Here is a 12,617-nt window from a genome sequence, read left to right as displayed (position 1 = left end):
GCACGGCGGGTGGTAATGCTATTCGGTCGGGGCGGTGTCGGGAGCCTCGGGATCGGCGATGTAGAGCAGGGTCGAACTGTTCTCGGGGCGGAAAATGCGGCGCGAAACCTCCTGTATCTCGTCCCGGGTCACGGAATTGTGCTGAGCCACTTCGTCGTTGATCAGGGCGGCGTCGCCGAGCATCTCGAAGTAGGCCAGGTTCATCGCCTTGTTCAGCACGTTGATCTCGCCGAAAACGTTGTTGGCTTCGAACTTGTTTTTGACCTTCTCGAGCTCATAGTCGCCGACGGGCTCGTTTTTCATCCGTTCGAGTTCGTTCCAGAGGGCGGCTTCAGCCGTCTCGAGCGAGGTGCCCTCCATGACGTGACCAGTCACGAGGAACAGCCCGGGATCGACGTCGCCCGAGATGTAGGCGTTCACGTTCGAAAAGAGCGGGTTCTCCTTGACCAGCCGCTGGTAGAGACGGCTCGAGGTGCCGTTGCTGAGCAGGTCGGAGATCACGTCGCAGACGGTCACCTCGCGGCTCATTCGGGGTCCGGTGTGGAAGGCGATGTAGATGACCGAAGCGGGCACCGGACGGCGTACTTCGAGGCGTCGCGGGGCCGTCTGGACTGGCTCTGCGGGGATCTTGTCCCGGGGCGGGGTGCCGCCGGGCAGCGGACCGAACCACTTTTCGACCAGGTCGAAGACGCGCCGGGCGGGGATGTCGCCGGCGATCGACAGGATGGCGTTGCTGGGCTTGTAGTAGCGGCTGAAGAAGGCGCGCACCTGCTCCATGGTGGCGTTGCGGATGTGGTCGATGTCGCGGCCGATGGTGGCCCACCGGTAGGGGTGGCGTTCGTAGGCCAGCGGACGCAGCAGCAGCCAGATGTCGCCGTAGGGCTGGTTGAGGTAGCGTTGGGCGAACTCTTCGATCACCACTTTGCGCTGTACTTCGAGGCTCCGCTCGTTGAAGGCGAGCGACAGCATCCGGTCGCTTTCGAGCCAGAGGGCGGTCTCGATGTTCTCCCGCGGCAGGGCCAGGTAGTAGTTCGTATAGTCGTTGTTGGTGAAGGCGTTGTTTTCGCCGCCGGCCAGCTGGACGGGCTCGTCGTAGCTGGGTATGTTGACCGATCCGCCGAACATCAGGTGTTCGAACAGGTGGGCAAACCCGGTGTGGTCGTAGTCTTCGTTGCGTGCACCCACCTTGTAGAGCACGTTGACTGCGACCATGGGGGTCGAGGGGTCTTCGTGGACGATGACGGTCAGTCCGTTGGCGAGGGTCTTTTTCTGAAATTCGATCATAGTGCCCCAAAGATACGCATTCTTGTCGGGATGGGAAACGGAGCGAACGGTCGGGTATTCGGTGCTGTGCTCCGGTGTATTTATCAAAGGAGCGAAGACCGAAGCGGACGATTGCCTGCGGAAACGGTGCAGGAAAAAGTCCGGAGAAATATAGCAGGGAATCGGGACTGTGCGGGGGTATCGCCGCATGGTGCGGGTCGTTGGGTGCCGACTGTGTAGTGCCGACCATGGGGTACCTGGGGGGCTATAAAGCGTCGGCGGCTCTGTGACTGGGTGGCCGCATTAGAAGGGCAGACCAATGGCGAAGTGGAGGGCGGTCTCCTTGATGTCGAATCCGCTGGTCCAGCGTTCGGCTTTCGGGACGTTGGGGTTGTGGAGCTTCAGCCCCCAGTCCAGACGCAGCAGCACGAACCCGAAGTCGTAGCGGAATCCGAGGCCGGTGTTCAGGGCGATCTGTTTGTAGAAGCTGTTGAATTTGAAACGGGCCTCCGGAGCGGCTCCCTTGGAGTTCATCCAGATGTTGCCGGCGTCGAGGAAAACGGCCATACCGAAGTCACCCACCACGTTAAATCGGTACTCCAGGTTGGCTTCGAGCCGGAAGTCGCCCAGCTGGTTCGGGTAGGTCTCTTTCTTGTAGAGCGACTCGCCGGGGCCGAGGGTGCGTACCTGCCAGCCGCGCATGCTGTTCGACCCGCCGGCAAAGTAGAGCCGTTCGAACGGCAGGGTCTTGGAGTTGCCGTAGGCAATCCCGCCGCTGATCAGGAACCTCCAGGCCAACTGGGTCGTGGCCGACAGGTTGGTGCGCTGGCTGATGTCGAAGCTCATCCGGGCGTATTGGGCGAAACGGATGCCGAAAATCTTGTAGTAGCTCTCCTGATCGCTTTGTCCGGCATTGATGGTGGTCGATCGGCCGAACCAGCCGGTCAGCAGCCGGAGCAGGTTCCCATCCACGTCGGCCGTCACGCGGATGGCGAGGTTGTTGGACTTCGGGCTGGGGTTGGGATTGGTTTGGTAGTAGTAACCGGCCGACAGCCCGGCGATCAACTGCGATTCGTAGCTGTTTTTCAGATAGGGGTTTTCGATACTGTTCTTGAATTCGGGATCGATCCAGGGAACGTCCACGACGTTGATGTCGATCGGGTTGATCTGGAACCGGGCGCCGTTGCGCAGTGACCACGAGTAACCGAACGTTCCGCCGGCGATGGTACGGTTGTAGTCCGGGCGACGCTGGATGTCGTATGATATGGAGATGTTGGTCTTTTGCTGCGGGAACTTGGCCAGCTTGTCGGCGCGGATCGGCAGCAGGAAGCGAGGAATGTCGAGCCCCACGTTCACGCCGAATTCGTAGGAGTTGCGTTTGCCCTGGTTCTTCATCAGCTCGTAGGCGCCGCGGAAGTTGACGGTGAAGTTCTCGGCGCCGCGGAACAGGTTCCGGTTCTGGTACCCGAGGGTCAGGGCCATTGAATAGTAGTCGGCGGTAGTCGAAATTTCGGCGTCCACATTGAAGTTCTGCCGGATGTTCGGCGTGCACTGGATCAGGCACGAGAGGTTTCGCTCTGTGGTCGAGACGGGGGCTCCGCTGGCCGAGGCACGGGTCACTTCGACGGGTTGCAGCGTGTCGTCGGGCAGCTCGTTGAAGAGTATGTTCGAACTGTACTGCAGGTTGCGGATGCTGTTGTAGGTGCGCTGGACGCTGCTTCGGTCGTAGAGTTCGTTGGGCGACAGGCGCAGCGCTCCGACCAGAATCTGCTCTTTCAGCCGAAGTTTGTCGAGGTACAGGATGTCGATTCCGTTGTAGTTGAGCGTGTCCCACGGCATCCGTTCCAGCTCTTCGGGGGCTTTGGTGGGGTCGTATTCGGTGTTGACGGTGATCTGGCTGAGCCGGTAGACGGGGTGGTTTTCCCGGATCTGCTGCCCGTCGGGGGTAACTTGCGCCACGCGCCTGCGGATGCGCATGGTCAGACGCATGGAGTGGTCATAGCCGGCCGTGTCCACCGTGTAGGTGATGTAACCTTTGTTGAAGCTCCAGAAACCCATGTCCTGAAGGCGGTTGCTGATCCGGTCGCGCTCGGCGTCGAACAGGTCGCGGTCGTAGATCATGCCGGTACGCAGCAGGCTGGAGGCGGTGTCTTCGAGGATGATCGGTTCGAGAAACTTGTCGTCGATGCGGTAGCGGATCTCGGAGACGGTGAACGGACGTCCCATGCGGGCTATGTACCGAACGGTGGCTTTGCGTTTGCGGGGGTGGTATTCGACGGTGTCGGTGACCGTGGCGTCGAGGTAGCCGCGCGAGGAGAGGTATACCTCCATCATCTCTTTCGACCGGGCGGCTAGTGTCGAATCGTACAGCACGGGGGCTTCGCCCACCTTGTCGCGCCAGAAACGCTGCCAGCCGTTGTGCTTGGCGGTGTCGGTGATGTTGTACACGCCCAGGTAGAGACCGATGCCCAGCAGTCGGTTGTTGGGACGCTGCTGGACGTAGGGGGCCAGGTCTTTGGCGCTGACACGCTGGCGGCGCGAGGTCTTCTGCTGGTCGCCTTCGATCTCGACCACATTGCGGCGCAGCAGGGCCCGATCCTGCGGCACGTAGCGCATCGTGTTGCACGAGGCGAGGCTCAGCACCAGCGTCAGCAGGGCTGTTGTCCATCCGAGTATGTGGGGTGTGGACCGCATGGGGCGAGGGTGGGGGTTAGAGGCTGGCGCTTTCGAGGATGATGGTTCCCAGGTCGGTGACCTGTTGGCCGGTGATTGTAATCGAGGTGGTGTAGGGGGCGATGCCGTAGTCTTCGGCAGGCACTACCTCCATGGTGTAGCTGCCGGGAGCGAGGCGTTTGAAAAAGGCGCCGGCCGTGGTGGTCGAGCAGTAGGTGGTGCTGACCGTACCGGTGGACTGTTCGGTGAAGCGGATCAGGAGCGGAGTGGTGACGGCGCTGTTACCGATCTGGAGGCCGCCCTGCACCACGCCGCAGTTGTTGGTGTCTACATACGAGATTTGGGGACGGAATCGGTAGCCGTCGGCAGCCGAGGCGTCTTCGACGACCGAGGTGGCGGCGTCGATGTCGAACAGCAGCGGGGTATTCGGACCGCTCATGGTGAAGGCCGGGCAGGAGACGGTCACCGTGGCGTCGGCGTCGTCGATGCTCAGCGGAGTGGTGGCGCCGCCTGCCGTGACCGTGGCGTTCTCGGTCGAGAAGGTGAAGCGTATGGCGTCATACGCGGTTCCTTCGGGCAGCGTCGTGCGGCCGATTTCCTGCATGGTGCCGTTGACCAGCGTCAGTAGCGGGATGTGGCTCTCGGTGACGGGTATCGGTGTCCAGTTTTCGCTGCCCGAGGCGCGCACTTCGAGCCGGTCGACGTAGAGGCTGATGCTGCTGTAGGCGGCTGGATTGTCGCAAACGTATATGGCCAGCTGGTTCTGTTCGTTGGCCTTGTCGCAGGCGCTCAGTCCCAGGCTGAGCAAAAGAATATAGAGAGTTCTGAAAATGTTCCGTGCCATATCGTGCAAAGTTAATAACTTTGTCAGACTATGACACAAGAGATACTCGTACCGCGCACCGGACGGCCTGAGGCTCCGTCGCGCGTAGTGATCGGCGAGGCTTTGGCCCGCCTGGAGGGGCTCCTGGAAGGCAAACGCCCCGTGGTGATTACCGATTCGAATCTGGCTGAGGCCTATCCCGAACTGATCGGGCGTTATCCGCACGTGGTGATCGGGCTGGGCGAAACCCATAAAACCATCGATACGGTGGCTCAAATCTACCGCGAACTGCTGGCGCTGGGGGTCGATCGCGGCTGCTATCTGGTCGGTATCGGGGGCGGTATCGTCACCGACATCACCGGTTTTGTCGCTTCGACCTACATGCGCGGCGTGAGCGGGTTCGGCTTCGTGGCCACCTCGCTGCTGGCTCAGGTCGATGCCAGTGTCGGCGGTAAGAACGGCGTCAATCTGGACGGCTATAAAAATATTGTCGGCGTCTTCAACCAGCCCGATTTCGTGCTTTGCGATCAGGGAATGTTCCGCACCCTGCCCGTACGCGAGCTGCGGGCCGGTCTGGCCGAAGTCATCAAATGCGGCTTGATCCGCGACCGCGCCCTTTTCGAAATGTTCGAAAACCACACGTTCGAGAGCTTCACGGGCAATCCGGAACTGTTGCATCGGGCCGTGGTGGCGTCCGTCGAGCTGAAGGCGGCAGTCGTGACGGCCGACGAAAAGGAACACGGCGAACGCAAACTGCTCAACCTGGGGCATACGCTGGCCCATGCCGTCGAGAAGTGCACGGGGCGGTACCTGCACGGCGAAGCCGTCGGGATCGGTCTCTGTGTGGCGGCCAAGGTGTCGCACAAACTGGGGCTCCTGAGTGCCGGCGACCGGGATCGGGTGATTGCCGTGGTCGGAGCCATGGGGCTTCCCACCGAGGTCGATCCGCAGACCGGAGTTCGACCGGAACAACTGCTCGCTGCCGTTGCCTCGGACAAAAAACGCGAAGCCGCGCACATCGACTACGTGCTGATGGAGGGTATCGGCCGGGCTGTTCGGCGGCGCATGTCGCTCGAGGAACTGGACGCTCTGGTGGTCGATCTGTTATAATTCGGGCGGCTGATGCGGCGCGATTCCGGTGCAGGGCGCCGGAGATGTTTTTATCGGATCTGTCGGTTATAACTTTTTGTTATAACGTATAATTTTTTCAATCCCGTCTTTTTAGGCGGGATTTTGTTCTTTTGTACGGTCGTTGATGGACAACCTCCTTGATCACAGGGGCGGAAGTTCCCCGAGAAGCCGGAACGCACTCCGGATTGCGCCGGGGAGACGGAGCCGGATGGAATCTTCAGACGGCCCCCCTCCTTGGACCGGGAGGTACAAACCGCACGAGATACGTTAGAACATAACCGTACAGATTGAATATGAAATTAAGTGAAAACAGGGGCAACATGCTCCACGGAGTGCTGCTGATCGCACTCTTTTCGTGTGCCGCTTTCTGGATTGCCGAAACTGAGGTGATCCGCAGTCTCTCGCTCAGCCCGCTGATCGTCGGGATCGTGCTCGGGATGCTCTACGCCAACAGCCTCCGGAACCGGCTGCCCGCCACCTGGGTCCCCGGGATTCTCTTCTGTTCTAAACGGCTGCTGCGGGTCGGTATTATTCTCTACGGCTTCAACCTCACGTTTCAGGACATCGTTCGGGTCGGGCTGCCTGCCATCGTGATCGACGCCATCGTCGTGACGGTGACCATCTACGGCGGCGTGCTCATCGGTCGCCTGCTCCGGATGGACCGCGGTATCGCTCTGCTGACGTCGGTCGGCAGCGGCATTTGCGGCGCAGCAGCCGTGCTCGGTGCCGAAGCTACGATCCGCACCAAACCCTATAAAACGGCCGTGGCCGTTTCGACCGTCGTGATCTTCGGCACGCTGGCCATGTTCATCTATCCGGCCCTTTACCGGAGCGGTGTACTCGGGCTGGATCCTGCCCAGATGGGGCTCTACACCGGTTCGACCCTCCACGAGGTGGCCCACGTGGTCGGGGCTGGTAACGCCATGGGACAGGAGGTCTCCGATGCGGCCATCATCGTCAAGATGATCCGTGTGATTCTGCTGGTGCCTGTGCTGCTGATTATCAGTTTCACCATTGCGCGCGTTCGGGCACGAAAATTGCAGAAACGAGGTACTGTGGGAGCTACCGATGCGGGGGGCAAGATTTCGATCCCGTGGTTCGCCATCGGTTTCCTGGCAGTGATCGGGTTCAACTCGCTGGGGCTGCTCCCGGCCGGTGTGATCGCCTTCATCAAACAGCTGGACGTGTTCCTGCTGACGATGGCCATGACGGCGCTCGGTGCCGAAACGAGCATCGAAAAGTTCAAAAAGGCAGGCTTCAAACCCTTCCTGCTGGCCACGATCCTCTTCGTGTGGCTGATGGTGGGCGGATGGCTGCTGGCCAAATACCTCGCTCCGTGCCTGCTGTAGCGGCTGACCGGGCGGCGGACTGAAGGATGGCCTGGGGCTGACCGGGTGACATATCGGGCGGCGGATGGGCCGAATTACCAGTGTCCTGTGTAGGGGGTGGTGCTCGGCGCAGCGCTGGGCCGAAGTAAATGGGCGGGCAAACGCGATGCAGGGCTCGCCGCAAAGCAAGAGATAAACATAAAAAAACAAACCATAAACAACGAACGCTATGAACTTCCTGACTGACGAAAAGCTCACCATCGTGGGCGCTGCCGGTATGATCGGCTCCAATATGGTTCAGACCGCCATTATGATGGGCCTGACCCCCAACATCTGTGCATACGACCCCTTTGCTCCGGCGCTCGAAGGGATGGCCGAAGAGATGTACCACTGCGGTTTCGAAGGCGTCAACCTGACCTGGACGAGCAATATCGAAGAGGCCCTCAAGGGTGCCAAATACATCATTTCGTCGGGTGGGGCAGCCCGCAAGGCCGGCATGACCCGCGAAGACCTGCTCAAAGGCAATGCCGAAATCGCCGCTCAGTTCGGGAAAGATATCCGCACTTACTGCCCGGACGTGAAACACGTGGTGGTTGTCTTCAACCCGGCCGACATCACGGGTCTCATCACGCTGCTCTATTCGGGGCTGAAACCCTCGCAGGTGAGCACCCTGGCCGCACTCGACAGTACCCGTCTGCGCACGGCACTGGCCCAGCACTTCGGCATCGAGCATGACCGCGTGACCGACGCCCGTACCTATGGCGGTCACGGCGAACAGATGGCCGTATTCGCTTCGACCACCAAGGTCGACGGCAAACCGCTGACTGACCTGATCGGCACGCCGGCCCTGAGCGACGAGCAGTGGGCTGCGATCCGTCAGCATGTGATCCAGGGCGGCAAACGCATCATCGACCTGCGCGGCCGTTCGTCTTTCCAGAGCCCGGCCTACATTTCGGTTGAGATGATCCGCGGCGCGATGGGAGGGGCACCTTTCCGCTGGCCGGCCGGGGTTTATGTGTCCGAAGGGGCCTACGACCACATTCTGATGGCTATGGAAACCACCATCGACGGTGACGGCGTTCATTACAAAGTGCCGCAGGGTACCGCCGAAGAGACCGAATCGCTGAACCAGAGCTACGGTCACCTCTGCAAACTGCGTGACGAGGTGATTGCCATGGGTATCATTCCGGCCATCTCGGAGTGGAGCCAGGTTAACCCCAATCTGAAATAGTCCCTTCCGGCGGCTCCGCCCGGGACCGATGGACTGAAAAGCATGGAGCGCTCTTCCCCGAACCGAGAGGAAGAGCGCTCCATCTTTATTTTTAACGCAGGGCGCGGGATGTGGATTTGCGAAGTGAGGATGCGGAATCTACACTGAGGGGAAACCCGGAGTGGGTAAGTGCGCCAATTGCGACTATTCCCGTGGACGGCTGCCTTGCCCTGTAACACTCTCAGAGGCTACCGACGGTAGCCTTCTCAGGCGTCCCCGTATGGGCGAGGTTTAGAATTATTCGCTCGTGGGCGTGGCGGAGGCGTGGAGCAACTTTTCGACGGCTTCGTGTAGTTCGGCCGGCGGCATGGCACCTGCCACAATGCGGTACGATCCGTCGGAGGAAACAAAGGCCAGCGCGGGAACATTCCGAACACGGAACAGAACGGCCATGCGTCGCTCGCGGTCGATGTCGACCTGATAGAAGTCGACCTGTCCGGCATACCTCTCGGCGGCCTCTTCGAGCAGCGGGCGAAATGCCTTGCAGGGGTTGCACCACGGTACGTAGAAGTCGATTACGACCGGTCGCTCCTGCACCGGGGTGGAAGAGGCGGAGGGAGAGGCTGAAGAAGAGACCGAAGACAGAGCGGCGCTCCGTTCGATCCACTCGGTATAGGTCAGTTCCGTAAGTTTCATCGTCGAATGGGTTGTTGGTTCTCCCTCATGATATGCAAAAACGGTTCCGTTTTCGTGGAACGGAACCGTTTTAGAGGTAAAGTACGTGGAAATTGTTTGGTTTCGTGGTGGCCGTTTGTGGTCTGACCACTCACTCGTACTGCGGGCGTTTGTAGCTCGGGCGTTATGGCACGGCCATTCGAGGCTGGGGGCGTGCGTCGTGGAGCACGTTCCGGCCGAACCGATGCGGTTGTCGCCCGCTCGGGCGGAGCCGCTGCCGCCCCCCGCGGGTGTTACTTGACGGCGATGGTCTCGATTTCGACCAGTGCGCCCATGGGCAGTGCGGCAACTTCGAAGGCGACGCGTGCCGGCGGATTCTCGGTGTAAAATTCGGCGTACACCTCGTTCATGGCGCTGAAGTCGGCGATGCGGTCGAGCAGAACGGTCGATTTGACCACGTCGTTCTTGGTGTAGCCTGCGGCGCGAAGAATGGCTTCGATGTTTTTCAGACTCTGGGCCGTCTGGGCTTTGATCCCTTCGGGCATGGTCTTGGTGGCCGGATCGATCGGTAGTTGGCCGGATATGTAGAGGGTTCCGTTGGCCTCGATGGCCTGGCTGTACGGGCCGACGGCGGCCGGTGCTTCAGGCGTGGCGATAATTTTTTTCATGCTTGTGACGTGTTTGGTATCAATTTTGGTAAGGCGTATTACGGAGTTTGACGCTATGCAAATTAAAAGAAATATCATCAGATTAGCAATACTCCTTCTGGCGGCCGGGTCGTTGGGAGCGTGTCGTGGTGTGCCGCATTCGTCGCTGGTGCTCGACAGCGACATCTGGGTGGTGGTCGATACTGTGTCGTTCGGAAACCCCTCGGCCGGAAAGGCCGCCTCGCCGCTCTCGATCGAATTCCAGCACGACGGACAACTCAACGGCATGACCTCGTGCAACAACTTTCACGGTTCATACATGACGCGCCGTCGCGATTCGGTCGCTGAGATCGGAATTACGATTGAGGGAATAACGCTATCTTTGTGTCCCGACAGCGAACGTGAGCAGTTTTATATCGAACAACTCAAACGGGCGCGCCGCTATGCTGTGAGTGACGAACAGCTCCGTTTGATGGACGACAAGGGTACGGTGCTGCTGATGTTCGTCCCCGCAACGAAAACCCAAAAAAACAATAATAAAACCACACTATGAGAAAGATGTTTGCAGTGGCAGCCGCAGCTTTTGCCGCCGTGGCGCTGAGCTCCTGCTGCTCGTGCCGCAAGGGTAGTCCGAAGATCGGAAACCTCGAAAATGACAACTGGAAACTGATTGAGTTCCGCGGCGAAGCGGTGCCGTCGGACAAGACGGTGACGTTGACCTTCGATGCCGAGAAGAAAACGATCTACGGGAAGGCGCCTTGTAATAATTTCTTCGCGGGCTACAGCCTGTTTGAAGACGCGGACCACAATATCGATGTCAGCAACGTAGGTGCAACGCGTAAGTTTTGCCCCGATACGGAGATTGAAGATGGCTTTACCCGTGATCTCAGCACGGTGAAGCGCCTCAAATTCGAGGGCGAACGGCTCCTGATGCTCAACGCTGAAGGCGATCTGGTAGCCTTGCTGATGGCGGTTCCCAAGACGGCCGAGTAGGGCCCGTTTTGTCCCGGCCTGTCGCTTGGGTCGCTTTTGTGCGGTGAGTTTTGCGTCAACGCGACTGGGTGCGAATGGGGCTGGACAACTGAAAATGATTTGTAAATGATAGCCCGGTGTTGCAGTTTGTGCAGCACCGGTTTTTTTATTCGAGGACGGTAATAGATTCAGTGTTGTTGAGTGTGGTAGGGCGAAAACTCTGTGGAGGTTGTTTGCTGTGAATGCAGAATGTGTGATGAAGGGTGAATATATGGGAGCGTAGTAGGGGAGGATCTTATCGAACGGGGGTGAGAACTTGAGTAAGTCACGCTGTCGATTTGAGTATGGTTGGTTGAGGCAGTAGAATGGGGAGAAATGGACACTCACTGCCACTGTATCACGCTTGCTGATTGATGTTAGGCTGCGAAATGCGGGGGGTGAATGTGGTGGAGTGGAAGGGGAATGGGTGCTGAAGGGGTATAAACAGGCGGGTCGGGTGACATTTCCCATGTCATCCGACCCGCCTGATAAAAGCAGAGGCCGCGGTTTTGCCGCGGCCTCTGGGTCACTATTTAACCGTTTTGATAATTTCGGCGAATGCTGCCGGGTGGTTCATTGCCAGGTCGGCCAGAACTTTGCGGTTCAGGGCGATACCTTTGGCGTTGACTTTACCCATGAATTCGGAGTAGGTCATTCCGTTGGCACGGACAGCAGCGTTGATACGCTGGATCCAGAGGCCGCGGAAATTGCGTTTTTTGTTTTTACGGTCGCGGTAGGCGTAGGTCAGACCTTTTTCTACCGTGTTTTTGGCTACGGTCCATACGTTCGAGCGCGAACCGAAGTTACCTTTGGCGAGCTTGAGGACCTTTTTGCGGCGAGCACGGCTGGCTACCGCGTTGACACTTCTTGGCATAATGATGCGTTTTTCGAACGGCCGGCGGTCTTCCGCTGGGGGAGGACGCTTGACGGAACCGACGGGGGTTCTGCCGGGCGCGATCTTGGTTTGTTAATTAAAGTAGTTGTTCCCGGGTTTTGTTTTGGGAGGCCTTCGGGAGCAGCGGCCTCGCGGATGTTACGACGGTTGGGAAACGGCCTGTGTGGGCGTTATTTGACAAGCATCAGTTTTACTGCGGGCGTGTCGATAGCGCTCATGGTCCCGGTGTGGGTCAGGTTGCGTTTCTGTTTGGTCGTTTTTTTGGTGAGGATGTGGCTTTTGAAAGCGTGTTTCCTCTTCACTTTGCCGGTGCCGGTCAGCGTGAAACGCTTTTTGGCGGCGGCGACGGTTTTCATTTTCGGCATGGTCGAAATTATTTAAGGTTGGTTAATAGTGTGTTCTGGCAGGTAGGGGCAGGCCGAGGTTGTGTCTCGGGGCCTACTTCTTCGGCTTCGGAGCCAGCAGGATGCTCATGCGTTTGCCTTCGAGTTTGGGCATCTGTTCTACTTTGGCCCACTCTTCGAGGTCCTGGATGAACCGCAGCAGGAGTATCTCGCCCTGGTCCTTGAAGACGATCTGGCGACCGCGGAAGAAGACGTATGCCTTCACTTTGGCTCCCTCTTTGAGGAAGTTTTCGGCGTGTTTGAGCTTGAAGTTGTAGTCGTGGTCGTCGGTCTGGGGTCCGAAACGGATCTCCTTGACGACGACTTTCACGGATTTGGCTTTAATCTCTTTGGCTTTCTTCTTCTGTTGGTAGAGGAATTTCTGGTAGTCGATGATGCGGCATACCGGAGGCTCGGCTTTGGGGGAGATTTCCACCAGGTCGAGTTCCTGTTCCTGGGCCATACGGAGTGCTTCGGGCAGCGGGTAGATGTCCGGCCGTTCTATGTTATCGCCCACAAGCCTGACTTGCGGTGCTGTGATCTCCCGGTTGATGCGGTGCGGGTTCTCTTTCTGCACG

The 12,617-nt window shown here is 58.9% G+C and carries 13 protein-coding genes; 5 read left to right on the top strand and 8 right to left on the bottom strand.

All coding sequences use genetic code 11. The annotated features are described in order from the left end of the window. Window positions 1–18 precede the first annotated feature (18 nt). From BQ5379_RS04695 to BQ5379_RS04685, 3 genes are all read right to left on the bottom strand, one after another. Window positions 19–1,284, bottom strand: coding sequence for a M16 family metallopeptidase (locus tag BQ5379_RS04695; protein WP_071134365.1), 1,266 nt, complete (start codon window positions 1,282–1,284; stop codon window positions 19–21). A 282-nt stretch (window positions 1,285–1,566) separates the two neighbouring features. Next, entirely contained in the window at window positions 1,567–3,957 is a 2,391-nt protein-coding gene (gene tamL, locus BQ5379_RS04690; RefSeq protein WP_083377589.1) for a translocation and assembly module lipoprotein TamL, read from the bottom strand. Between the two features lie 16 nt (window positions 3,958–3,973). Further along, window positions 3,974–4,780, bottom strand: a complete 807-nt coding sequence (locus tag BQ5379_RS04685) for a DUF4382 domain-containing protein (RefSeq protein WP_071134364.1) — start codon at window positions 4,778–4,780, stop codon at window positions 3,974–3,976. A 30-nt stretch (window positions 4,781–4,810) separates the two neighbouring features. Between BQ5379_RS04685 and aroB the strand changes: the two genes are divergently transcribed. From aroB to BQ5379_RS04670, 3 genes are all read left to right on the top strand, one after another. After that, a complete protein-coding gene (gene aroB / locus BQ5379_RS04680; RefSeq protein WP_071134363.1) occupies window positions 4,811–5,869 on the top strand; it encodes a 3-dehydroquinate synthase in 1,059 nt (352 codons plus the stop codon). Window positions 5,870–6,210: 341 nt separating this feature from the next. After that, window positions 6,211–7,239, top strand: a complete 1,029-nt coding sequence (locus BQ5379_RS04675; RefSeq protein WP_071134362.1) for a YeiH family protein — start codon at window positions 6,211–6,213, stop codon at window positions 7,237–7,239. 208 nt (window positions 7,240–7,447) lie between these two features. Further along, window positions 7,448–8,449 (top strand): malate dehydrogenase, encoded by a 1,002-nt coding sequence (locus BQ5379_RS04670; RefSeq protein ID WP_071134361.1) that lies wholly within the window; start codon window positions 7,448–7,450, stop codon window positions 8,447–8,449. A gap of 276 nt (window positions 8,450–8,725) precedes the next feature. Here BQ5379_RS04670 and BQ5379_RS04665 read toward each other — a convergent pair whose 3' ends face one another. Then, window positions 8,726–9,124 carry a thioredoxin family protein gene (locus BQ5379_RS04665; protein WP_071134360.1) on the bottom strand — a complete coding sequence of 133 codons (399 nt, stop codon included), beginning with the start codon at window positions 9,122–9,124 and terminating at the stop codon, window positions 8,726–8,728. Window positions 9,125–9,396: 272 nt separating this feature from the next. Then, the gene (locus BQ5379_RS04660) at window positions 9,397–9,771 is read right to left on the bottom strand and encodes a RidA family protein (RefSeq protein WP_071134359.1); all 375 of its coding nucleotides are present in this window, start codon (window positions 9,769–9,771) and stop codon (window positions 9,397–9,399) included. A gap of 55 nt (window positions 9,772–9,826) precedes the next feature. Between BQ5379_RS04660 and BQ5379_RS04655 the strand changes: the two genes are divergently transcribed. After that, on the top strand, window positions 9,827–10,303 hold the full coding sequence (locus BQ5379_RS04655) for an META domain-containing protein (protein WP_159431213.1): 477 nt from the start codon (window positions 9,827–9,829) through the stop codon (window positions 10,301–10,303). Then, window positions 10,300–10,743 carry an META domain-containing protein gene (locus BQ5379_RS04650; protein WP_083377587.1) on the top strand — a complete coding sequence of 148 codons (444 nt, stop codon included), beginning with the start codon at window positions 10,300–10,302 and terminating at the stop codon, window positions 10,741–10,743. The genes BQ5379_RS04655 and BQ5379_RS04650 overlap by 4 nt, the downstream gene beginning before the upstream one ends. Window positions 10,744–11,290: 547 nt before the next feature. Here the strand turns inward: BQ5379_RS04650 and rplT are convergent. From rplT to infC, 3 genes are all read right to left on the bottom strand, one after another. Then, complete coding sequence (gene rplT, locus BQ5379_RS04645) at window positions 11,291–11,635, bottom strand: 50S ribosomal protein L20 (RefSeq protein WP_071134356.1); 345 nt, start codon at window positions 11,633–11,635, stop codon at window positions 11,291–11,293. 191 nt (window positions 11,636–11,826) lie between these two features. Then, on the bottom strand, window positions 11,827–12,021 hold the full coding sequence (gene rpmI / locus BQ5379_RS04640; RefSeq protein ID WP_027290766.1) for a 50S ribosomal protein L35: 195 nt from the start codon (window positions 12,019–12,021) through the stop codon (window positions 11,827–11,829). Between the two features lie 73 nt (window positions 12,022–12,094). After that, window positions 12,095–12,616 (bottom strand): translation initiation factor IF-3, encoded by a 522-nt coding sequence (infC, locus tag BQ5379_RS04635; protein WP_071134355.1) that lies wholly within the window; start codon window positions 12,614–12,616, stop codon window positions 12,095–12,097. Window position 12,617: the final 1 nt, after the last annotated feature.

The organism is Millionella massiliensis, assembly GCF_900104655.1.
GTDB classification, from domain to species: Bacteria; Bacteroidota; Bacteroidia; order Bacteroidales; family Rikenellaceae; genus Rikenella; species Rikenella massiliensis.
Note: the sequence above shows the minus strand (reverse complement) of the source record. Positions and strands in the feature narration are given on the sequence as shown.